We start from the raw sequence: 23,045 nt of genomic DNA on the forward strand, positions 1-23,045 counted from the left end.
AAACCGTTTTAATGGGGGTTTTTAAGGGGGAGATAGGGTGTTGCATCGTAAAGGGAAAGCAATGGTTGCAGTTTTGCTTGTGTTTGCGCTGGTGATGGGGCTTATGCCGGCGGCGTGGGCCGATCCTGCGGCTGTGGTTCTGCTGTCGGCAACCGCAGATGGCACGTCGGGCACGACAACCTCGACCAAGATTGATCTGACGTTTGATGCGGATATCACAGGTTTGACGGATGACGATATTGCGATCGCTGACGTAACGGGAGCGGTTGTAAAAGGGGTGTTGAGCGGTTCGGGCAAAAACTGGAGCATCGCGCTTGATTCTGTCGCGACAGAGGGAGACGTTGATGTGACCGTTTCCGCACCGGGCGGCTACACAATCATCGGTTCCCCAGTGACAGTCGCGGTGTACAAGGCACACGAGGCGGAAATACCGATGGATGTAGCCAGCGTGAAGGTGACAGCTTTTGATACCAATCCGGTGCCGAGCCCATCCGCAATCGAAATCACGATGGATGACATTGGCCTGGACGAGAGCGCGTTTACCATCGCTGATGAGACGGCGCCTGGATCGACTGTTACCGTAGACAGCGTGTCGTATGACAACGGGGCATATACGCTATCGGTTCGCGGCATGGATTTTTATCACGATTATTCTTTGATGATCGAGAAGACCGGGTATACGACCTATACCAATGACAGCTTTTTTGGGGCGCTTGCATCAGGTGGTGATCTTGATTTGGCCAATGAGCCGAATCTGTTCCCCACGTTTGACAGAGATTTAACAGGCTCAGGTATCGTTACCATCGAGAACAGCACCTATGCTGAAAATGCCACGCTATACGCTGGTACCACATATGAAGCGATCGATACGAATAATGGCCATCCGGATAACGGGACGGTCACCCGGCTCATCGGCTTGTTTGTAAAAGCCCCATCGGGGGCCAAAGCGGTCAAAACGTTGCGAACAAACGGTCAAATGGTTCAGGTGGGTGAAGATTCGCTGATTGACAGCAATCCCAACTTCCAGGAGACGGTCGCTTCTGGAAAAGCGGCCAACGACAATGATTACTGGAAGACGATTTACGCCGTGCCTGTATACAGTCAGATCGCATCGGAGCAAAAGAGCGACGGCTCCCGCATTTTGGTTGATCCTGCAGACCGGTATCGGCTGATCGAATGGTATGACAATGATGCATGCAGCGGGAACCCGATCAAGGTGACCCGGCTCGCTGTAAAGGTGGAGTACACGGGTAGCATCACAACAGAGGGGGGAGCAGGGCTTGCCAGCATCAAAGGCAAAACGGTGACGGCAGGAGCCGAGGCGGGAACCAGTGCGGACCCCAAGAAGGCGGCCATTCAAGTGCCTTATGCCATAACGGAAATTGCGGGCGTCGATATGGTGCCGAGCGACCCGACCGCTGCGGTTGCGTTTTATGGAACCGATAGCAGCTTTACTGTGGAAGAGTCGGCAAGCATCCTTTTGCCGGAGAACGGAAGCGTTGATTTGTTCATCAAAGTGTCGCCTGCAACCGGCGCGCCTTTGCACTATAAAGTCACCGTGAGCCGTGCTGTTTCTGCTGTGATTGCCGCACATCTGAACCACAACGGCGTGACAACCGATTATGCGACGATTCAGGCTGCGATTGATGCGGCGGTCGACGGAGATACCGTTACGGTGGAGGCAGGAACGTTCAGGGAGCAATTGACCATTACCAAAAACATCACGCTGCAAGGTGCCGGTGCTGCCCAAACAATCATCGAGTCCCCTGATGCCAATGATTTGGTGCAGAGCGGTGGTAGCTGGAAAAACCTGAAGAACCAGGATGTCTATGCTGTGATCGGGGTCAAAACGACTGGTGCGGGCGAGGTTGTGATCAAGGATTTGACGGTAAACGGCCGTGATCAGGGACATATTGACGCCTATGATAGCATTCCGGGTACGATCGATCTTTATGTTTTTGACGGCATCAGCATTTTCGACACATCAGCGACTGTGGATCATGTGAAAGTGACGGGCATTCGGGAGTTGGACAGCAATCCGCTTCCGCCGGATTATTTGCCGGTGGACCAGCCATCAGGCTATAACCATAACAGCAGCATTTTTGCGGAGAGCAGGCTTGGGGCAGGGAATCACAAAGTAACGGTAACGAACGCAACGGTTAGCAAGTTTCAAAAGTCCGCCATGCTGTTTTGGGGACCGACTCTTGAAGTCGATGTTCAGGACAATGTGATTCAGGGCTACGGTCAAACGTTGTACAGCACGGGAAATGGTATCCAGATCGCTTCCTCTGACCGGACAGCAGCTGGCGGCGCGAACGGCGACCGTCGCGGTACGACCGGCCTGATCAAAAATAATCGGATCTTGGACATCGGGCTTGTGATTCCCGAACCTGGACAGCCAGGATCGTATCTGAACCTGGGGCTGTACGGGCCGACGGGAATTTTGCTGTATGAAGCCGGTGATGGTGTTCAAATTGAAGGCAATACCATTTCCGGGCCTGGCCTGTCTTTGCTACCATGGCACAGCAGCGATCTCTCGAATGATGGCGGCTATTCGAACAACGGTATCGGCATCAATTACAGCAAAGACGTACTGGTCAAAAACAATACAGTCACGGGCATGGGCACCGCGATCTTGGAACAGGGCATCAAGACCGGCTCTGTATCGACAATCGACGGCAACATGCTGAGCGAAAACCAGATCGATATTTGGACGGATGCCACCGACGACATCATCAATCTGACAAACGGTGCAGAGACGATCGGATACAGGCAGACCGGAAATGGGGTCGACACCATCACCGGTTTTGGGGTCGGCGATCGAATCAATGTGATCGGCTTTGTGAACGGATCGGTTAATGGTCAGATCGGCACGTCCCCTGTTTATGTGACAGATACGACTGGCAATCAAGTAATCAATGGCTATACCGACAGCCATCCGGTCGTAGACTTTACCGGCGGGACCGTGACGAGCGGAGACGGGGTAACGGTAGCCGCGCGTTCTGTTGAAGTGTCGGTAACAGGAAACGAGACGACCTTGTTTATCGACACCGAGGATGACGAGGATGCCCCGGAGCTTACAGTCAAGCTGGCAGGTATTTATACGCCAAACAACTTTGATCTGAACGGCGGCTACATTGCATACGTGGCAGACAACACGACGCAAGCCTATACCATCAATGGCAATCCGTATCCTTGGCAGGACGCAACGCTTGCCAATGATGGCGATGTGTTGGCGATCACGACGGACGATTCTCCTTCGGGTCCAATTCGGATTCATGTGACGGCACCGGAACATGCGACAGTTACGATCAAGGGAAAGCTGGACAAAACCTATGAGAAGGTATATGTCGAGGCGGACAACCCGATCACGCTAAAAATTGAAAATCTCAATATTGTGGCACCAGTCGGTGACAACTATCACGGCATCAACTTCACCAAGGACAAAAGTGTGAAACCTGTTGTCCTGCACGTGACGGGAACCAACATGGTCAAAGGATTTGACGGGGTCCGTTCCACATCCAATCACCAGCTTACAATCAAGGGGACGGGGACGCTTGTCGCAGTAGGGCGAGAGGCTCTGTCCGCCGGGATGGCCAGCGGCAGCGGAATTCACCTGATATCCGATGCGACCGGATTGACACAGCCGGGCGCAAAGCTGATTGTAGAGGGCAATGTAAAGGCGTTCGGCGGAGATTCGCGGACGGTTTCAGCCGGTAGCGGGATTTTGCTGGATTGGGGAAACATGCAGGTAAAGAGCGGTGTGGTGGAAGTGATCGGAGGTAAAACGACCGGTGACAGAACCGGGCTGCCTTTTTCTCCCGCGATTGTGACGGAACGCGGTGGGTACGGAATCAATCTGCGGGGGTGGGGCTACCCGCAACCGGCCGGCGTGTTGACGATCGACGGCGGGCATGTAACCGCCACTGGCGGCGATGCGCTTGCAGACAATCCCAACGGTTATGCATTTGAAGGTGGCAGAGGGATTTTGGCGGATACAAGCATTGCGGTCAATGGCGGTACGGTCACGGCGCAGGGCGGTACAAGCGTCAATGCGAAAGGGGGAGACGGCATCTTTTCACCTGCCCTCGATGTGAGCGGAGCGAGTGCATCGATCATGGCGAGAGGTGGCGCCAGCGCTGAAGATGGAGGCATTGGCCTTTTTATTACCAATGATCTCAACGTGACCGGCGCTTCTGTGACTGCGAGCGGCGGGAACGGAAAAGCGAACGCGCACGGCATTTACTCACCGAGCGGCAGCCTTTCGTTCAAGGATGGTGCCTCGGTAACGGCAGCAGGAGGCAAGGGCACATCCGGTGGCGGTATTGCGATTTTTAACGGACAGGCTGTCACGATAAAAGATGCGCTTGTCCAGGCGACCGGCGGTGAAGGGATGAGCGCTGGAGCCGCAGGCGGTTCTGCGATTTACTCGAACGGAAACGGGATTCAGATCAGTGGGGGTACGGTGCTTGCAACAGGAGGCAACGGGCAAACCAATGGAGCGCACGGGATATTCACGTATGAAGGGGACATTACGATCAAGGAAGGCGCAAATGTCACTTCGCTTGGCGGAAACGGCAAAACGGGCGTAGGCGGTGTCGGCTTGCGTGCGTTCGGTTCTGGCAGCGGAAAAACAGTTGCGATCGAAAACAGCGCAGGAAACGTCTATATTCGCGGCGGCCAGGGAGCAGCTGTGCAAAGAGCTTCCATTTTGGCCAAGGACGTCCTGATCGCTACTGGAAATGTTGGGCAAATCCTGATGGAGGGGACAGGAAACCCCCGTTCAATCCGGAATAAATCCGGCGGCGATGATCTCTATAAGATAACGGCGATCACCGATCCGGCAGCGACTACCGTCATCAAGGCACAGGTGGCAGGGCGATTGGGTGGAAGCTATACCTATAACGCTCCGACCAAAGCTGACGGGAAAGCGTATTTGTGGCTGCCCGAAGGCGATCAGACCATCTCGGCCAGCGGTTATCGGAGTCAAAGCAAGGCGGTCACCCTGGATGATGCAGCTTCAGTCATTTTGCCGTTGGAGCTTGTGTTGAGCGATGATGCCGCGTTAACCAGCGTGGCGGGCCAGACGGATCAGTCGCCTGCTGGCGGCAATGGCAGCACGGCAAATACGGCGATCACATGGTCGGTAAACGTGGCGAACAGCAAAGCGGAGCTTGGACGTAGCGACATTGCGGTAGCTGCCGAGGCGACGTACAAGCTGTACAGCGACAGCGGCTTTGTCTCCGAAATCACCGGCGGCGCGACCATTCCATTGATAGCGGGCGGAGCAACCGTTGCTTATATCAAAGTAACGGCACAGGATGGGACGACGGTGAAGCATTACGCGGTGACGATCAAGCGCGCAGCATCAGTGAGCAACGATGCGAGTCTGACCAGCGTGGCGGGCCAGACGGATCGGACGCCTGCTGGCGGCAATGGCAGCACGGCAAATACGGCGATCACATGGTCGGTAAACGTAGCGAACAGCAAAGCGGAGCTTGGACGTGGCGACATCGAGGTAGCTGCCGAGGCGACGTACAAGCTGTACAGCGACAGCGGTTTTGCCTCCGAAATCACCGGCGGAGCGACCATTCCATTGAAAGCCGGTGGAGCAACCGTTGCCTATATCAAAGTAACGGCGCAGGATGGAACGACGGTGAAGCATTACGCGGTGACGATCAAGCGTGCAGCGTCAGTGAGCAACGATGCGAGCCTGACCAGCGTGGCGGGCCAGACGGATCGGGCGCCTGCTGGCGGCAATGGCAGCACGGCAAATACGGCGATCACATGGTCGGTAAACGTGGCGAACAGCAAAGCGGAGCTTGGACGTGGCGACATTGCGGTAGCTGCCGAGGCGACATACAAGCTGTACAGCGACAGCGGCTTTGCCTCCGAAATCACCGGCGGAGCGACCATTCCATTGAAAGCCGGTGGAGCAACCGTTGCCTATATCAAAGTAACGGCGCAGGATGGGACGACGGTGAAGCATTACGCGGTGACGATCAAGCGTGCAGCATCATCGGGCGGATCGTCCGGCGGCTCCGGCCACGGTGGTTCAGGGGCATCGTCGGGTTCTGGAACGAGCAAGGGGATCGATGTTTATGTCAATGGGAAGGCGGAAAGCGCCGGAACGGCAACGGTTGTGACTGTTGACGGCCGCTTGGTCACCACGATTAGCGTCGATCAACAAAAATTGGAGGCGAGGCTTGCTGCCGAAGGAAGGAATGCAGTCGTCACCATATTGTTGAACGATAAATCGGACGTCGTGATCGGAGAACTGAACGGTGAAATGATTCAGAAGATGGATCAGCAAAACGCTACGCTGGAACTCCGAACCGCATTTGCCGCTTATAAAATACCGTCTGCGCAGCTGGATATCCGCAGCCTTGCATCCAAGCTTGGTCAAGGGATCGTACTGAAGGACATGATCATTCGAATCGAAATCGCCCGCGCAGATGCGGCAGCTGCCAAAGTGGCAGCGAAGGCAGCGGAGGCAGGTGGTTTCAGCATCATCGGTTCTTCCATTTCGTTTACGGTAACTGGCATATATCAAGGCAAATCGGTTGAGATAACGGATTTCACTGCGTATGTCGAACGGAGCATCGCTTTGCCTGACGACATTGACCCGAACAAAATCACTACAGCCATCGTGACGGAAGCGGACAAAACCGTGCGGCATGTACCGACCAAAATAACGAAGATGGATGATCGGTACTATGCTGTCATCAATAGTTTGACAAACAGCACGTATTCCTTGATCAGCCACCCGTGGGAGTTTGCCGATGTAACCAGTCATTGGGGCAAAGAGTCGATCAATGACATGGGAGCGCGGCTGGTTGCAGATGGGGTCGGTAACGGGATGTTTGCGCCGGATCGCGCCATCACGCGCGCGGAATTTGCTTCCATCATGGTCAAGGCGCTGGGGCTTCGCGTGCAAAAGACAGGCGACCAGACATTTCGAGACGTTGCCCCGGACAAATGGTACACTGGTGCAATTCAGACTGCCTATGCGTACCGCTTGATTGAAGGATACGAGGACGGAACCTTCCGACCGATGAACAAAATCACGCGACAGGAAGCCATGACAATTATCGCCAAAGCGATGCGGATCACAGGGCTTGCAGACAGCGTGCCTGCAACCGGACAGCCGCTTGCGGCATTCAAGGATCATGCGGATATTGCAGCGTGGGCGTATGAAGGCATTGAAGCGAGCGTGGGAGCGGGAATCGTGCAGGGCAGAGGCGGAGAACGGCTGGAACCAACGGCCTCTATTACACGTGCGGAAGTTGTCGCGATCGCAAGGGGCTTGCTGAAGAAGTCGGGGCTGATGTAACTGGTTCAAAAATTGGAAAAAGATTACGCTTTGAAGCGTTCAGCTTCAGGGCGTAGTCTTTTTTTCTGGCTAGCTGTTTTGCAGGTCGATTTCAGCAACCGCGGATTCGCCGCCTCATTCTCGCAGTTTTTCCGCTAAACGTGGGAGAAGTTGGCAGCAGGAAATGCCTAGCCACCACGGTCTGTATCGTTGTATAATTTTAACAATTGTCGATAGTAATGGAATGGAATATTGTGTAGCGATTCTGATCCTCCAGATTTTAGGAGTATATAGAAAAAGGAGCGTAATGATGGCAGTAGTGAAACAAACAGGCAGAAGCTTCCTCCAAAAAACGCTGGTGCTCGCAACGGCGCTTGTGCTGCTGGCTGGTGCCGGAACATTTGACGGGAGAGCGGATTCCGCAGCACCGACCAAAAAACCAGCCCCCGCCCCGCAAAAAATCGTCCGTTACACCGGCCAAAAAAGCAAGGCGATCTCCATGGTGTACACGACGCGGCGAGAGCTGGCGCTTACGTTTAACGGTCTTGGGGATGAAACGAAGATGAAGCGGCTGCTGGATGATTTGGACAAGTACCAGATCAAAGCGACCTTTTTTCTCCCGGGCAACAAGCTGGCAAAGCAGCCTGCCATCGCGAAGACGATTTTGGCGCGGGGCCATGAAATCGAAAGCAATACGATGAATCAGCAAGACTTGACCAAGCTGCCCTATGAAAAGGTTTACACGGAAATCAAAGCGGGGAATGAACTGATCAAGCAGAAGGCGGGGATCACGCCCCGGTATGTCCGGACGACATTGGCTACGTATAACGACGATGTCCGGCTGGGAGCGGCCCATAACGGCATGCAGGCGGTGATCGGCTACAGCCTTTTCTTGCACAACTGGGAAAAAGAGACACCGGAACAAAAGCAGCGCTATATTCGCAAATACATCAACCGTGGCGGCATTATCGCTCTGGATATCGAGGAAAACAGAGATTTGCCGGGGACCATTCCGCTCATCGCCAAGGCTGCGGCCGATGTCGGGTACAAGTTCGTCACGCTGCAAAAGCTGATCGAGCAAGGCGGGGAACGGAAACCGCTTGAAGCTATCGAGGGATTCAATGCGGCTGCAATCAATCCGAATTACAACGATGCTACATACAAGCTGATGTACCGCAAAGAAACGGACAAAAAAGAAGTCGCGATCACCATCGACGATTGGGGAAGCGACTATACCATCACGAAGATTCTCGATATTTTGGATAAAGAGGGCGTGAAGGCTACGTTTTTCCTGCGGGCAGACGGCACGGAGAAAAACCCCAATCTGGCGCGCGCAATGGTGGAAGCGGGGCATGATGTCGGGAATCATACATACTCCCATCCGATTAGCACCAAAATTCCTGCCGCACAGCTGCAGGAGGAAATCGTGAAGGCCCACCGGATCATTACCGAGGCGATCCAGCAGAAGCCTGCGATGATTTTCCGGCCGCCGGCTGGCGCTTACGATGAAACGACGCTGAAAGCGATCGGGGCTACCGGTTACCATTCGATTGCGATGTTTGATGTCATCCCTTCCGATCACGACAGGAGCAAGACGGCGGCGGATATTGTGAAGACGGTCGTGGACAAGACCCAGAACGGCAGCGTCATCTTGCTGCACATGCTCGACGATACACATACCATCGAGGCATTGCCAGTGCTGATCGAGCAGCTGCGCAGCAAAGGCTACACCTTTGTGAAAATGTCGGAGATGGCTGCCGAGTGATAACTGAAAGAGCGGCGGAAATCCGATACGGAAACGGATTTCCGCCGTTTTTTCACTCTGAAAATCGAATGCTTGGAATAACAGAAAGGAGAGCCGGATTTATGTTCGATTCCATAGATAGGCTGCGGCTGGAACAAGAACTAAAGAAGGTGAAAATTTGCTCATGCCTGATTTACCATGACGACCACCTGATCTTCGGGCATTACCGGAACAAAAAAATGGCAACCAAACTGTTTCCTCTGCATTCGGCGACCAAAAGCGTGCTTTCCATCCTGATCGGGATCGCGATTGAAAACGGCGAGATCGAAAGCGTACATACCCCGATCGCAGATTACTTTCCCAACCTTGATGCAGGGAAGCGGGCGATCACCATCGAGCATCTGCTCACCATGACCCCCGGCTTCGATTGGCCGGAATGGGGGGACTGGGGAGGGCGCCCCTTTCCGATGATAAACAGCAGAGATTGGGTCAGTTTCGTGCTCGACAGGGAAATGACCGGTGAGCCGGGCGCTGCGATGCGTTACAATTCCGGCGCATCCCATCTGCTCAGCGCGATCTTGCAAAAGGCAACCAAGCAAAAGGCGTCAGCCTATGCCCAGAAGGTCCTGTTTGCCCCGCTGGGCATCGAGGAACATCGTTGGTACGAGGATGCCAAGGGCATTTGCATTGGGGGCTTCGGCCTGTGCCTGCGTGCCGCCGATCTGGGAAAAATCGGCTCGCTGATGATGCATGGCGGCACATGGGGGAACAAACGCATTCTTTCAGAAGCTTGGGCATCTGTATCCACAGCAGCCATCCATCATACGTACGACCATGTTGGCTCCTACGGCTATCATTGGTGGGTGCTAGTCGACGAAAACAGACAAGCGTACGATCCGACTTTTTTTATGGCGATGGGGTATGGCGGGCAGTACATCATTGTTTCGCCCGCACACAAGCTGGTGGTCGTGTTCACAAGCGAATTGTTTCAGGATACATTCCTGCCATTGCGCTTATTCCGCACCGTATTCCTGCCCAATGGCAGCGGCGTTTTGGCGGCCGAACCGGGCGAACGTTGATTGCCGCCCTGTTCAGAAAATGTTCAGACCGAACCGGTACAATGGTTGAATTGGAAAGATCTGCGTTTCACCAAAAGCTTGCTGCTTGTCGATAAACAGATAAACGGCTTTTTTGGCAGCAAACGAACCGTGATTTTTAGAGAAAAAAAGGAGCAAGGACAAGATGGCGGTACGAAAACGCGGGGCGAAAATACTTCGAATGGTTCAAGCGGCGGTTTTGCTGCCAGCGCTCGTGCTCACGACCAGCTGCAGCATGCCGGGCGCGGGCCAGGAGGTCAGCGAGACAACCCAAAAAACAGCTCCGGAGCAAAAAATAGCCCGTTATGAAGGGGAAAAAAGCAAAGTCATTCCGTATGTCTATACATCGCGCAAAGAATTGACGCTTACCTTCAACGGGATGGGCAATCGGACGATGATGGACAAGCTGCTGGACGAGCTGGATCGCTATCATATCAAGGCGACGTTCTTTTTGCCCGGGATGAGGGTGGCGGAAGAGCCGGATATCGCTCGTGATATTTTGCAAAGAGGCCATGAGATCGAGAACAACACACTGAACCAGCTGGATATGCACAAGCTTGGCTATGAGCAGGTCTACAAGGAAATCCAGCTGGCCAACGAGGTCATCAAAAAGGAAACGGGCATCAGCCCGCGCTACATACGAACCAAATCCGGCGATTTTACAGATGATGTGCGCCTGGCAGCCGCCCAGCTCGGGATGGAGGCGGTCGTGAGCTACAACATCAATCCGAAAGACCGCGACATGAAAAAAGCGAAGGACATTGGCGACTATGTCGAGCGATTCATTTCCAGAGGAGGGATCGTTTCGCTCAATGCCGACATCAATCCCGAGGTGATTCCGTCCATTCCCTTGATCGCCAAGGCGGCGGAGAACATCGGCTATCAGTTCGTCACGCTCAGCGACTTGGTCAAAAATGGCGGCGAGCGTAAGCCGCTGGAGCAAATTCCGGGCTATGACGCGGTCAAAGTCGACATGAATTACCAAAACAAGCAGTACAGGCTCATCTATAATGTGGAAACGGACAAGCCGCAAATCGCGCTCACGTTTGATGACTGGGGCAGTGACAAAACGGTGACGAAAATATTGGATATTTTGGCGAAGTACAATGTGAAGGCGACATTTTTCCTGCGAGCGAAAGGGGTCGAGACGAATCCGAACCTGGCGAGAGCGATGGTGGACGGCGGCCACGATGTGGCGAATCACTCGTACAGCCACCCGGTTGTAACGACGCTGACGCCCGAACAATTGCAGAAGGACTTGGTCAAAGCCCATCAAGTGATCACCGAGGCAATCCAGCAAAAGCCGACGATGCTGTTCAGGCCGCCGACAGGCGTGGTGGACGATCAGATGGGGAAAGTCATCGCCGCGGTCGGCTATCACGACATTGCCATGTATGATGTGACCACGTTGGACTGGGATTCCAAAAACAGCGCGGCGGATATCGTAAACGGCGTCTTGAAGCAGACGAAAAAGGGCAGTGTCATTCTGCTGCACATGCTCGATGACATCCACACCATTGAGGCATTGCCGATCGTGATCGAAAGCTTGCGGAAGAAAGGCTTAGTTTTTGTGAAAATGGCAGATATGATCAAACAGGCGAAGTAGTTGAGATTTGGCACGGTGCGCTTGAAGCCGTGTCTTTTTTCTGTCAACGATGCACCAGGTTTGATCAGAAAATGTTCAGATTCGCTTGCTAAAATGTTGAAATGGGCAGAAAAACGGTAGATAAGCGCGATGAAAGCGGTTTTCATAAGCACGTGCCAGCAAAAAGTTTGTCATTCACCTTTTTCTGGCGGTTGAATCGGAAGGGCTTGCATGACTATGATAGCAACAGATACTGTATTGCGAGCGGAAGTAGTTTACTAGAGAGAGTAGAGGCAATGTTGCTTCCGGTCATCTGGTAAAAAAGGAGCACGGTTATGGCAAAAGGCAAGAAGACAGCGGTGATGAATGTGGCAGCGAAATGGCTCGGAATGGTGACGGCTTTGACGGTTCTGGCGGGCTGCGAACTTCCCGGCCACGATGCGGGCGGCGACACAAAGCACAATCCCGCGCTCGCCCGAAAAATCGTCCGGTTTGCGGGTGAAAAAAGCAAGGCGATTTCCATGGTGTATACCACGCGAAGAGCGCTGTCCCTGACTTTTGACGGGATGGCTGATCGCGAAACGATGGAGAAGCTGCTCGACAAGCTGGATGAGTTCCACATCAAGGCGACGTTTTTTTTGCCAGGCATGCGAGTGGCAGAAGAGCCTGACATTGCGAGAGAGATTGCGGCAAGAGGCCATGAAATTGAAAACAACACGCTGAACCGGCTGGATTTGACCAAGCTCAGCTACAATGAGCTGTATTCCGAGATCAAACTGGCGGACCAGGTGATCAAAAAGGCGACGGGGATTACTCCCCGCTATGTTCGGACAAAGCCCGGCAGCTATAACGATGACGTCCGCCTGGCGACGGCACAGAGCGGACAGGAAGCCGTCGTTTCCGCCAGTTTATTCCTGCACAACTGGCAGAAGGAGACGGATCTGCAGAAAAGCCGCTATGTGCGCAAGTATATCAATCGCGGCGGCATCATTGAGATCGACACGGAAGAAAACAAAAATCTGCTGGAAGACATCGCGCTGCTTGCCAACAAGGCTGAAGAAGTCGGCTATCAATTCGTCACGCTGCACGACCTGATCGAAAAGGGCGGGGAACGGAAACCGCTGGAAGAGATTCCGGGGTATGATGCAGCCAAGATCAATTTAAACCAAAGTGGCGCTCAATACCGACTGGTTAGTAGTCTTGCTAGCGATAAAAAAGTGGTAGCCTTGTCGTTTGATGATTGGGGAACGGACGATACCGTCACGAAAATTTTGGATTTGCTGGATCAATATCACGTAAAGGCGTCGTTCTTTTTGCGTGCCGACGGGGTTGAAAAAAACCCGAATCTGGCGCGAGCGATTTACGAAAAAGGGCATGACGTCGGCAACCATACGTATTCCCACCCTGTCGTCACCACCATTACGCAGGCACAGCTGCAGGATGAGATCGTCAAAGCGCATCGCATCATCACCGAGGCGATCCAGCACGAGCCGACGATGTATTTCCGGCCGCCGACAGGCGTGGTGGACGACAAAACGCTGCGTACCATCGGGGCGACGGGGTACCATACGATCGCCAATTTCGATGTGACGCCTTCCGATTATGTCAAAACCCGGACCGCAGACGGTATCGTCCAGGCGGTCATGGAGCAAACCCATAGCGGAAGCGTCATTTTGCTTCATATGCTGGACGATATTCACACGATTGAAGCGCTTCCGATGATCATTGAAAAATTGAGAAGCAAAGGGTACTCCTTTGTAAAAATGACAGACATGTTTGGCTCATAAAAGAACGGGTACAGAGGAGAGAAGGGCATGGAGCTTTATGAATCAATTGTCGACCGACAGGAAAAAATCGCCGTTGTCGGCTTGGGGTATGTCGGGTTTCCGATTGCGGCGGCCTTTGCGAAGCGGGTTGATGTGATCGGGTTTGATGTCAACCCCCGGAAAGTGGCTGCATTTCAGAGCGGGACGGGCTGGCAGGAGCTTCTCGAAGAGGAAAGCCTGTCCGACAGGTCCATTACGTTTACGGCAGACGAGGAAATGCTGCGCGAAGCGCGGTTTTTTATCGTGGCGGTTCCGACTCCGGTCAAAAGCGGCAACGTTCCGGATTTGCACTACGTCCAACAGGCGACAAGCATCGTGGGCCGGCACATGCGGCCGGGTTCGGTCGTCGTGTTCGAATCGACCGTATATCCGGGCGTGACCAATGACATTTGCATCCCCATCCTGGAAGCGGAATCAGGCATGCGCTGCGGCGTCGACTTCAAGGTAGGCTATTCGCCCGAGCGGATTAATCCTGGCGACAAGGTTCACAAGCTTGAAAATATCGTCAAGATCGTTTCGGGAATCGATGCGGAAGCGCTTGAGACGATTGCCAAGGTGTATGAGCTGGTCATTGAGGCGGGTGTCTATCGGGCGCAAAGCATCAAGGTGGCGGAAGCGGCGAAGGTGGTTGAAAACGCACAGCGCGACATCAATATTGCGTTCATGAATGAGCTTGCCATGCTGTTCAATCTGATGGGAATCGAAACGAAGGCAGTTTTGCAGGCAGCCCGGACGAAGTGGAACTTTCTTCCGTTTTCGCCTGGGCTTGTCGGCGGTCATTGCATCGGCATCGACCCGTACTATTTGACATACAAGGCGGAAGACACCGGCTACCGCTCCAAAATCATTCTCGCGGGGCGGCATATCAACGATGGCATGGGCACGTATGTGGCCCAGCAAATCATCAAAATGGCCGTCCGCTTGAAGTTGGACATCAAAAACGCGCGGATCGCAATCTTGGGCCTCGCTTACAAGGAGGATTGCGCCGATATCCGCAATACAAAAGTGATCGATGTGATTCACGAACTGAATGAGTACGGTATTGTTCCGCTCGTCGTCGACCCGCTGGTGGATAAAGAGGAAGCTTACAGAGAATACGGCATTGAGCTGTCCGACTTGTCCGCTTTGCGCGAATTGGATTTGGTTGTAGTCGCTGTTCCCCACGCTCCCTTTGCACAGATGAGCGTCGCTGATTTCGAGAAGCTGTACAGCGACGGACAGACGAACATCATGGTCGACCTGAAAGGAATATTTTCACGAACAGAGTATGAGAGCAGGGGCATTCATTACTGGAGCTTGTAAACAGAAGATTGGAGAGAGCGACAGTGATCAGTCGTAAGGAAAGACAAGCCAGACAGCTGGCGGCGGGGGAGCCGTTATATCAGAAAAAGCCGAAGAAACAAAAGGAGCCGAAGGAGAAAAAGCCGGAAGTTTTGACGGTCTCGCGCGCGGATCGCCGCGTGCTCTCCCATGTCCCGGACCCGGAGCAAATCCGCGTGCAGGTCGATCGGCGCGGGATGAAGGACACCGCCTTCGATGGCAGTCAGGCCGATCCCGAGTATCTTGATAAAATCCGCATGCTCAGCCTGCGGTATATGGCCGATTTTGACGTGTTGCTTTTCCCTCGCAGGCTGTTGAAAAAATCGGGGGTGAAAGGACGGGCCGTCGATATATCGGCGACCGGGATTTTGATCGCGCTCGAGGAGCAGCACATCGCGGTCGGGCAGATGGCGGAAATTCACTGCACGATTCCCCCGGGCACGATGCCGGAAGGATTCGAGCTGTCGGTCGAGCTTGACGGCAAAGCAGTCCGCACCTTTACCCGCGAAAAGGACGGCAAGGAGCAGCACATGGTGGCGTTTGAATTCGCCAGACCGCTTACCGAATACTTCCAAAGGAAGCGCTGGGGCTATGCGATCTACATGTCCAGCGGAATGCTCTTTATCTCTTCGCTGTTTATTATGCTCATGCGCGCAGAGAGCATCATTTACTTCAAGTACAACATCCTGCTTTACCTTTACAGTTTGATCGCAGCAGCTTTTTTATTGACACGGTATTTGTTCGGAGCATTGTACCGCGACGTACCCGTTAATCCGGATTATACGCCCGGCGTTTCCATCATCATCCCGTGCTTCAATGAAGAGGAATGGATTCACCGAACGATCTTGAGCTGTGTCAACCAAAACTATCCGATTGACAAGCTGGAAGTCATCGTCGTGGATGACCGCTCCACAGACAAATCGGTTGAGCAGATCGAAAAAGTAATCGGCATGATTCACAGCGAGGCCGAACGCTACATGACCCGGGAGCGTGTGAAGATGCATGTGCTGCCCCAAAACGGCGGAAAACGGGAAGCGCTGGTCCAAGGCGTGAAGATGGCCAAGCATGATCTGGTCGTTTTCGTCGATTCCGACAGCTTTCTGGAACCGACGGCGATCCGGCATCTCGTCCAGCCGTTCCAAGACCCGAAAATGGGGGGCGTTGCAGGCCGGACGGATGTGGAAAACAAATTCACCAACTCGATCACCAAGCTGCAGACGGTCCGCTATTACATCGCGTTTCGGATCATGAAGGCGGCGGAAGCGTGGTTTGACAGCGTCACCTGCCTGTCGGGTCCGCTGTCCTGCTACCGCAAGGATTTGATCCTGCAGCATGCGGATGCATGGTTGACGCAAAAATTTCTCGGTCAACCCGCGACTTTTGGCGATGACCGCTCCATGACGAACTTTATCTTGCAGACTCATCGGACAGGCTACCAGGACTCCGCGATCTGTTCGACGATCGTGCCGTCCGATCTGGGCGTCTTCCTCAAGCAGCAAATGCGGTGGAAACGTTCCTGGCTGCGCGAATCGCTCCGTGCCAGCGGCTTTATATGGCGCAAGGAACCGTTCATGGCGCTGTTTTTCTATATCGGCGTGATCGTGCCGATCGCGGCTCCGATCATCGTCTTGTACAATTTGGTCTATGTGCCGATCGTTCACCATGTCTTTCCGCGAACGTTCTTGATGGGGCTGCTCATGATGGCATTGCTCATGAGCCTCGCCCATCTGCTGTTTAGGCGAAGCAAGCTGTGGGTGTTCGGGATCGTCTTCTGCGTTTTCTACGAGCTTGTATTGTTGTGGCAAATGCCTGTTGCTTGGGTCACATTCTGGAAATCGACATGGGGAACAAGGGAAACCCCGCAGGATGTCGAGGCGCGGAAACGCAAGGAAGCCCGCAAGCAAAAAACGAAAAAGGGCATCGGATTGCCGTTCTAATGCAATCCTCGGAAAATCCGTAGAGTGAGGGTGTCAGAGAGAACATGGGAAAAAAAATGAATGTTGCCCTCGATTATCGTAAAAAGGACCACAAGAAGGTTATCAAAACGATTGTGCAATTCGTCATTTTGCTGATCGTGGGCACACTTTTCTATCAAGCGGTGTTTCAGGTTACGAGCTACGCGGAGCCTGACCATGCGGCATGGACCAATGAAAAAGGGTTTATCGCACTCTCCTATTTCGGCGTAGGGCGAACGGGCACGCCCAAGCTGATCGCCAAAAATCAATTGGACGAACAGCTGCGCGCCCTGCATGATCAAGGCTATGTCACGATCTCGCAGCAGGACATCCTTGATTTTTACAACAAGAAGAAGCCGCTGCCGGATAAAGCGCTCTTCCTTTCTTTTGAGGATGGACGCAATGACTCCGCCTTGTTTGCCGATCCCATTCTGGAAAAATACAATTACAAGGCGACAGCGCTCTCCTATGCCAACAAGGTGGGAAACAGCGACAACAAATTCCTGCAGCCGGCCGACATGCTCAAAATGATAAAAACCGGCTTTTGGGAGCTGGGCAGCAATGGCTATCGTCTCACCTACATCAACGTATTTGACCGCAACGGCCAATTCATCGGGGTAAGAGACGAGAACCAGCTCCCCAACAAAGAAAACATTGAATACTACAACCACTATCTGATGGATTTCATCCGGGACAGCAACATGATTCCCGTGGAGGACCGGACCGAGATGGAGGCGCGGATCACCAGCGACTACAAGGCGATGAAAGACATTTACACGAAAGAATTGGGCTTTGTTCCGGGCGTTTATATGATCATGCACGCCAATACCCTTTATGAAGGGATGAACCGGCTTGTCTCCCAAGTGAACGACGCGAACATCCGCCAGATTTTCAAGATGCACTTCAACCGCGAAGGCAACGTCTATAACGACCGGAGCGCAGGATTGTACAACCTGACACGCGTGCAGCCGGCATCCTACTGGTACACGAACCATCTTTTGATGAAAATCCAGAAAGACACCGGTCAGAAAATGAAGTTCGTGCGCGGCGACGAGAACCTGTTCGATCAGTGGCAGAAGCTTTCCGGCGCTGCCCAATTCACGGAAAACAAAATCGCGCTGACATCCCCGCCTGCTGAAAGCGGCATGCTATACTTGAAAAACAGCGACGGAAATCGGGATGTTCAAGTATCGGCCCAGCTGGACGGCAATCTGGTCGGCAGACAATCGATTTATGTCCGCTATGATCGCAAAACAGATGCCTACGTTCGCGTCACCCTGCAGGACAACAAGCTGATTGTCGAGCAGAAGAAGCCGGGCGGTCAGGTGCAGGAGCTGTATTCCGGCAAGCTGAGCGATGTAAAGTGGGAATCGGAAGATCTTGCTTTCAACAAGGCCAGCGTGTACACCAAGGCGCAGACCCAGGCGGGAGCCCCCGATGAAGAGGAAGAGTTTCCGACCAACATCAAAAACACGCGCCAGATGGAGATCACCGTAAAGGGCGGCAGCTTGCGCGTAGCGGTCGATCAGCAGCCGGTTTTGGACAATGCGGCGATCGATCCTGCCATCGGGCAAGGTGGCGTGGCGCTAGAAGCGCAATACAGCAAGAAAAACAAGAAGGATGACATCTACGACGGCGTGTTCACAGATGTCAAGGTTGCGACTGTAGGGGAGAAGGAGACGGATCAGACCGTCTTGTTTACCAATTCGTACACAGGGTTCCAAGGGGCGATCAGCAAGGTAGAGAATGCGATTTCCGCTTCCATCGACTGGGTGATCGAGACCTTCTAATTCTAATCGGTTGGAAAACCTGGCTGCGCCAAGCTTTTTGGTAGAGCCAGGTTGCATTTGTAGAAGCAAAGGAGTCAGGCAAAGGTGGCTAAGGAAAAACCGAGAGGCAAACGGACGGTTGTCATACTCGGCATCACAGTGATTCTCGGGATGCTGGGTGCATGGGGCATCAAACAATGGAATGATCCGGACAAGCTGCAAAAAGCCGAGGCGGCCGAGCCGTCGCATCTGGAGCTGTCGGCATGGGTGGCCGACTGGCAGTGGCAGGAAGGAATCGAAGACTTGCGGAGCATTACGGATGGACTTTCGAGCGTGCAAATGTTTGCCGCTTATTTCAACGAAAAGGACAGCCTTCTGTTCACGGCGGAAGCGCAGCAGATGCTTCCGAAAATCAAAGAAGCGGCAAGGCAGAGCAGCCTCGTCGATGTCGATTTGACGATTGTGAACGATCGGGTGAATCCGGATGGAACCGAGGTTCAAAAAGATTCCAGCATCGTCACGCGGCTCATGGCGACGGAAGAAAGCCGGGAGAAGCATCTGAAAGAAATTTTGGACGCGGTCGAGCGCTTTAACTTCCACGGTGTCGAGCTTGATTATGAAAAGGTCGACGAAAAAGACTGGCCCAATCTGATTCGCTTTATCGGCGATCTGAACCAACAGCTGCATGACCGGGAGAAGACGCTCCGCGTCGTGCTGGAGCCGCGCACGCCGATCGAGAAGCTGTCATTGCCGCAAGGGCCGGTTTATGTCATGATGGCGTACAATCTCAACGGACCCAACACACAGCCGGGTCCAAAGGCGGATCAAGCGTTCATCGCCCAGCTGGCAAATCGGTTGAAGCAGGTCCCAGGCGATAATATCATTGCGCTGTCGGCAGGAGGATTCGACTGGGCTGAAAACGGCGAAGTGACCGCTGTAACCGAAAAACAGGCGGTCGAGCTGTCCCGGGGCAGCCTGGAACCGCCCAGGCGCGATGCCGCCAGCGGCAGCCTGTCTTTCCAGTATGTTGATAAAGAGGATGGCAAGCATACGGTCTGGTACGCGGACGATGAGACCGTCGAACAATGGATCCAGGTGGCAAGACAAAGTGGCTACACCAAAATCGCGCTGTGGAGACTCGGAGGTTTGGACAAGGAATTGCTGCGGTATTTGAATCGATAGTGTTCAGTGAAAGTGAAAATGAGAGTGGGGGAAAGCCATGCGAGTGTGCATGGCTTTTTTTCTTCGTGCAGTTATGAATTTATAAAATTGTTATCCAGTATGAGGGCAGCCGTGGCGTAAGCCAAAAGCATGGTGTAGCCAGGTTTTCTAAGCTGAGTGGCATTGCGCGTGTGTCCTGTTATTGACAGGAAATTGGTTGTTTGCTACTCTTTTTATTGGTAATGATTATCATTATCATCATTAATGATCGAGGACGATAAAATAATCAGGAGGCTATTATGCGTAGAAAACCATACGTTGCCGCTGCTCTCATGCTCATGCTGTCCATTCTGTTGCCAGCATGCGGGGGAGCAAATCCGGCTGCAGGCACAGATGTCCCGGCAAAACAGACGGCTGAAAAACACGAGGTCACATTCCGAGACTTCCAGACAGAAAAAGGTGTCATCAAAATTCCCGAGAAGCCGCAGCGCATTGTCACCGATTACTATGGCGGGGATCTGCTTGCCGTAGGCGGAAATGTGGTAGGGGTCGAACCGACCGCGTTCCAGAATCCGTTTTTACGAGATTTGTTGAAACATACACAGAACGTCGGCGAGCCGACCAATGTGGAAAAAGTGCTGACGCTGGCACCGGACTTGATTGTTGTGATGAAGCCGGAAAACTATGAGGCACTGTCCAAGATCGCGCCGACACTGTACATCCCGTATGGAACGACTACGAACATCAAGGAAACCGTGAAGCTGTTTGGTGACATCGTGGGAGAAAAGGAAAAAGCGGATGAGTTTCTGAAAGCATATGAAAAGAAAGCGGCGGAAGGCCGCGAAAAGCTGAAAGGAATCGTTGACCCTAATGCCACCGTTGGTCTGTATGAGCTGACCGACAAGGGGGAAATCTGGATATTCGGCGATAATGCGGGCCGTGGGGGCCAAGCCGTTTACAACGCGCTGCAGCTAAAGATGCCGGACATAAACAACACCAAAAACCAGACGCTGCAGCTGTCGATGGAGACGCTGCCGCAATACGCCGCTGATTATATGTTTTTGACCACCTATGATCCGGAGAAGAAAGGCGACCAGTTGAAAAAGCTGAAAGAATCCAAGGTGTGGCAAGGGCTGAGGGCAGCGAAAACCAACACGATTTTTTATAATGATTTCGATACGTTCTATCGATATGACCCGATCGCCATCACGGGCCAAATCGATTTGATTGTCGATATGCTGATCAAGCGTGCGGAAGAGAACAAAAAAAGCAGCAGCACTTCGTAGAGGAAGCAAATAAAACCCGTCCTGCGGTTATTCCGCTGGCTGTCACAAATCGTTGCTTTTTCGTGTGATTGGAATCACATATGAGCTGCGCGGCGCTCACTATACTTGATGTATATCAAGCCACACGAAGGTGAGGAAACGTTCATGCTAAGCGAAAAAACAAGACAAGTGATTACAGCGACAGTCCCTGTGCTCGAAAAGCACGGAACCGATATTACAAAGCGTTTTTATGAAATGATGTTTGCCAATCATCCGGAGCTGCTCAATATTTTCAACCACGCGAACCAAAAGCAAGGGAGACAGCAAACGGCTTTGGCGAATGTGGTATATGCGGCGGCACTTCATATCAACAATTTGGAAGCGATTATCCCGGTTGTCAAACAAATCGGTCATAAGCACCGCAGCCTCGGGATCAAGCCGGAACATTATCCAATCGTTGGAGAAAATCTGCTTGCCGCGATTAAAGATGTGCTAGGCGATGCGGCGACGGACGAGATTATTGGGGCTTGGGCGGAAGCATACGGCGTCATCGCCGATGTGTTCATCAGCGTCGAGGCCGAGATGTATGAGCAAGCGGAACAGCAGCAAGGCGGCTGGGAAGGGTTCCGAGCATTTCGGGTCGAACGCAAGGTGCAGGAAAGCGACCGCATTACCTCGTTTTACCTGGTCCCGCAGGATGGAGGGGCGATTGCGCATTTTGCGCCTGGACAGTATGTCAGCGTGAAGCTGGACATCCCGGGTGAGACGAACACACACATCCGCCAATACAGCCTGTCCGATGCGCCAGGCAAGCCATACTACCGGATTTCGGTGAAGCGTGAGGATGGGCAGCAGGATCGTCCAGCCGGTAAAGTATCGAATTATTTGCACCAAAAGGTGGAGCAAGGGGATACATTGCTGCTGTCCGCGCCTGCAGGTGATTTCGTTTTGGATCAGAAGGATGCTCGTCCACTCGTACTGCTCAGCGGCGGTGTCGGACTCACGCCGATGGTCAGCATGTTACAGGCGACGGTTGCAGCGAATGCACAGCGGCAAGTCATCTTCATCCATGCCACACAAAATAGCGGTACCCATGCGATGAAAGCGCAAATCGAGGAGCTGGCCAGCAAGCACAGCCAGCTGTCCGTTCACTGGTGCTATACACAGCCGACTGAGCAAGACCGGGCGGCAGGCGCGTTTGAGAAGGAAGGGTACATCGATCTGGCGTGGCTCAAGCAGGTGTTGCCAACCACGGATGCGGCGTTCTATTTCTGCGGTCCAGTGTCCTTCATGAAGGCTGTGCGCAGCTATCTCGCAGAGATGGGCGCGGCTTCTGCCGACCTGCATTATGAGTTTTTCGGTCCTGCGGCAAATCTGGGCTGATCATTCCCCCGACGATTCGGGACGCTCCAATAACTGCGCGCGAAGCAGTCGATTCACCGTCTCGCGCCGCAGCCCGATGAACTGGCCGATTTCATCTTGCGTCAGCACATCGGTCAGCGTTTGCGGCGCAATGTAAACGTCGAACCACGCCTGCAGCTTTTTCAGCTTGGCGGCGGGAGCGGATTCGGTCAGCTGATCGATCCGCTGCTGCATCATCCGCAGCTTTTCTTGCAGCTGCAAGGCGATGGTGAGCGCTTTTTGCGGATTTTGCTGCAAGTCCTGGTACCATTCGCGTTCGGATAACACATCGATCTCGCAGGTTGTCAGCGCGATTGCGGTGCCGTAATACGGATTCGGGCTGATCAGCGAATGGTGGGGGATCGTTTCATTCGGAACGATCACGTTCACCAGGATTGTCGTTCCATCCTGATGAATACGAACAATCTTCAACAGGCCGCTCTTCAAATGGAAGAGCGGTCCTTTTTCACCTTGTCGAAACAATGTTTCGCCTTTATGCAGAATCATCGTGACCTCCGTCAGTGACACAAGCGAACGTGCTCGCTCAGCGCATTCGCTTGTTTTTCTTGTTACAAGCATATCATTTCAGATAGAGGTGGTAAAAAGTATT

General features: G+C 53.3%; 12 protein-coding genes. 11 read left to right on the top strand and 1 reads right to left on the bottom strand.

Features of this window, described 5'->3' with window-relative positions:
- The first annotated feature begins 37 nt into the window (after nucleotides 1-37).
- The 11 genes from ACTID9_RS03735 to hmpA all read left to right on the top strand — a co-directional run bounded on the left by ACTID9_RS03735 (nucleotide 38) and on the right by hmpA (nucleotide 22,417).
- Entirely contained in the window at nucleotides 38-7,333 is a 7,296-nt protein-coding gene (locus tag ACTID9_RS03735) for an S-layer homology domain-containing protein (protein ID WP_441069887.1), read from the top strand.
- Nucleotides 7,334-7,622: 289 nt separating this feature from the next.
- On the top strand, nucleotides 7,623-9,077 hold the full coding sequence (locus ACTID9_RS03740) for a polysaccharide deacetylase family protein (RefSeq protein WP_441069888.1): 1,455 nt from the start codon (nucleotides 7,623-7,625) through the stop codon (nucleotides 9,075-9,077).
- Nucleotides 9,078-9,178: 101 nt separating this feature from the next.
- The gene (locus ACTID9_RS03745; RefSeq protein ID WP_441069889.1) at nucleotides 9,179-10,135 is read left to right on the top strand and encodes a serine hydrolase domain-containing protein; all 957 of its coding nucleotides are present in this window, start codon (nucleotides 9,179-9,181) and stop codon (nucleotides 10,133-10,135) included.
- Between the two features lie 163 nt (nucleotides 10,136-10,298).
- Nucleotides 10,299-11,759, top strand: coding sequence for a polysaccharide deacetylase family protein (locus ACTID9_RS03750; protein WP_441069890.1), 1,461 nt, complete (start codon nucleotides 10,299-10,301; stop codon nucleotides 11,757-11,759).
- A gap of 314 nt (nucleotides 11,760-12,073) precedes the next feature.
- Nucleotides 12,074-13,525: a polysaccharide deacetylase family protein gene (locus tag ACTID9_RS03755; protein WP_441069891.1), complete on the top strand. Its 1,452-nt coding sequence runs from the start codon at nucleotides 12,074-12,076 to the stop codon at nucleotides 13,523-13,525.
- 27 nt (nucleotides 13,526-13,552) lie between these two features.
- Entirely contained in the window at nucleotides 13,553-14,866 is a 1,314-nt protein-coding gene (locus ACTID9_RS03760; protein ID WP_441069892.1) for a nucleotide sugar dehydrogenase, read from the top strand.
- Nucleotides 14,867-14,997: 131 nt separating this feature from the next.
- Nucleotides 14,998-16,821, top strand: coding sequence for a glycosyltransferase (locus ACTID9_RS03765; RefSeq protein ID WP_441072398.1), 1,824 nt, complete (start codon nucleotides 14,998-15,000; stop codon nucleotides 16,819-16,821).
- 44 nt (nucleotides 16,822-16,865) lie between these two features.
- Nucleotides 16,866-18,629, top strand: a complete 1,764-nt coding sequence (locus ACTID9_RS03770) for a polysaccharide deacetylase (RefSeq protein ID WP_441069893.1) — start codon at nucleotides 16,866-16,868, stop codon at nucleotides 18,627-18,629.
- An 84-nt stretch (nucleotides 18,630-18,713) separates the two neighbouring features.
- Nucleotides 18,714-19,790: a glycosyl hydrolase family 18 protein gene (locus ACTID9_RS03775; protein ID WP_441069894.1), complete on the top strand. Its 1,077-nt coding sequence runs from the start codon at nucleotides 18,714-18,716 to the stop codon at nucleotides 19,788-19,790.
- 275 nt (nucleotides 19,791-20,065) lie between these two features.
- On the top strand, nucleotides 20,066-21,055 hold the full coding sequence (locus tag ACTID9_RS03780; protein WP_441072400.1) for an ABC transporter substrate-binding protein: 990 nt from the start codon (nucleotides 20,066-20,068) through the stop codon (nucleotides 21,053-21,055).
- 144 nt (nucleotides 21,056-21,199) lie between these two features.
- The gene (gene hmpA / locus ACTID9_RS03785) at nucleotides 21,200-22,417 is read left to right on the top strand and encodes an NO-inducible flavohemoprotein (RefSeq protein WP_441069895.1); all 1,218 of its coding nucleotides are present in this window, start codon (nucleotides 21,200-21,202) and stop codon (nucleotides 22,415-22,417) included.
- On the opposite strand, the gene ACTID9_RS03790 is transcribed toward hmpA, so the two are convergent.
- Nucleotides 22,418-22,942 carry a Crp/Fnr family transcriptional regulator gene (locus tag ACTID9_RS03790; RefSeq protein ID WP_441069896.1) on the bottom strand — a complete coding sequence of 175 codons (525 nt, stop codon included), beginning with the start codon at nucleotides 22,940-22,942 and terminating at the stop codon, nucleotides 22,418-22,420.
- Between the last annotated feature and the right edge of the window lie 103 nt (nucleotides 22,943-23,045).

Source organism: Brevibacillus fluminis (assembly GCF_052072235.1).
Classification (GTDB): Bacteria; Bacillota; Bacilli; order Brevibacillales; family Brevibacillaceae; genus Brevibacillus_D; species Brevibacillus_D fluminis_A.

Excerpts from the sequence above, each read along its gene's own strand:
- ACTID9_RS03740 (WP_441069888.1), top strand. The coding sequence starts at position 7,623 with ATGGCAGTAGTGAAACAAACAGGCAGAAGCTTCCTCCAAAAAACGCTG.
- ACTID9_RS03745 (WP_441069889.1), top strand. The coding sequence starts at position 9,179 with ATGTTCGATTCCATAGATAGGCTGCGGCTGGAACAAGAACTAAAGAAG.
- ACTID9_RS03750 (WP_441069890.1), top strand. The coding sequence starts at position 10,299 with ATGGCGGTACGAAAACGCGGGGCGAAAATACTTCGAATGGTTCAAGCG.
- ACTID9_RS03755 (WP_441069891.1), top strand. The coding sequence starts at position 12,074 with ATGGCAAAAGGCAAGAAGACAGCGGTGATGAATGTGGCAGCGAAATGG.
- ACTID9_RS03760 (WP_441069892.1), top strand. The coding sequence starts at position 13,553 with ATGGAGCTTTATGAATCAATTGTCGACCGACAGGAAAAAATCGCCGTT.
- ACTID9_RS03770 (WP_441069893.1), top strand. The coding sequence starts at position 16,866 with ATGGGAAAAAAAATGAATGTTGCCCTCGATTATCGTAAAAAGGACCAC.
- hmpA (WP_441069895.1), top strand. The coding sequence starts at position 21,200 with ATGCTAAGCGAAAAAACAAGACAAGTGATTACAGCGACAGTCCCTGTG.
- ACTID9_RS03790 (WP_441069896.1), bottom strand. The coding sequence starts at position 22,942 with ATGATTCTGCATAAAGGCGAAACATTGTTTCGACAAGGTGAAAAAGGA.